We start from the raw sequence: 1,356 nt of genomic DNA, 5'->3' as shown, positions 1-1,356 counted from the left end.
GGGTCGGGCCGGCGGCGGACGGTCATCACTGATGAGCTGCGTGAGCAGGTCGTTGCGGTGTTCAGGGACTCGGGGAATGTCACCCGTGCCGCGTCGGCATGCGGGGTGAGCCATAACGCTGCTCGGGGGATCCTTGTCGCGGCCGGGCTGGTTGCGGCGGCGAGGGCCACGATGGGTAAGCCGCAGGCCAAGGCCCGGTTCACCGAGTTGATCGAGGCGGGTTGGTCCACCACACGCGCGGCCCGCGAGGTCGGCGTGAACCCGCGCACTGCGCGGGACTGGCGTGGCGGGGTCCGCAGAGTGGGCAACACGCGGGTCCATCCGAACGGGTTGGTCGTGGACTACGACACCGGAACCCGGTACTCCACTTCCATGCCCCGACCTGTCGATGCTGTGGTCAGTGACCGTTACCTGTCCTTGGATGAGCGGCTGGCGATCGCGGACGGGCTGGTCAACAAGCTCACCTTGACCGCGATCGCAGCCGGCATCGGCAAGAACACGTCCACGGTGTCGCGTGAGGTGGCCGCGCACAGCGTCGAAGGGGTCTATCTGCCCCACCAGGCCCACCGTGACGCTGCGACCGCCCGGGCACGACCCAAGGACTCCAAGCTCCTCACCGATCTCGCGCTGCGCGCGCAGGTCGAGCTGGGGCTGGAGAAGAAGTTGTCACCCGAGCAGATCTGCCACAGGCTCGTCAAAGACTTCCCCGATGACGAGAGCATGCGTGTGAGCCACGAAACGATCTACCAGGCGCTCTACTTCCAGGCCCGCGGCGGTCTCAAACGCGAACTCGTCACCGCGCTGCGCACCGGCAGGACCCGCCGCAAACCCCAGCGCGACCCCGCCCAGCGACAGTCGAGGTTTGTCGACGACATGCTCATGATCTCCGAGCGGCCAGCCGAGATCGAGGACCGCGCTGTCCCCGGTCACTGGGAAGGCGACCTGATCATGGGCGAGGGCAACCGGTCAGCGATCGCGACGCTGGTCGAGCGCACCACCCGCTACACGCTACTGGTCCACCTGCCCGGCAGCCACGAAGCCGAGCCTGTCCGTGACGGCCTCATCAAGGCGATGCAGACCCTGCCCGAGCACCTGCGCGGCTCGCTGACCTGGGACCAAGGCACCGAGATGGCCCGCCACAAACAGTTCACCATCGCTACCGACATGGCCGTCTACTTCTGCGACCCGCACTCGCCCTGGCAGCGCGGCACCAACGAGAACACCAACGGGCTCTTGCGCCAGTACTTTCCTAAAGGCACCGACCTGTCGGTCCACGGCCCCGAAGACCTCGAACACGTCGCCCAGGAACTCAACGCCCGACCACGCAAAACGCTCGACTGGGACACCCCAGCCGAG

1 protein-coding gene is annotated in these 1,356 nt (G+C 67.0%); it reads left to right on the top strand.

Annotated features, from left to right (window positions below):
• Positions 1 to 171: 171 nt before the first annotated feature.
• A partial coding sequence (locus ACWF4Z_RS38335; RefSeq protein ID WP_452248111.1) for an IS30 family transposase occupies positions 172 to 1,356 on the top strand: 1,185 nt, incomplete at its 3' end.

Source organism: Kribbella sp. NPDC055071 (assembly GCF_053608045.1).
Note: the sequence above shows the minus strand (reverse complement) of the source record. Positions and strands in the feature narration are given on the sequence as shown.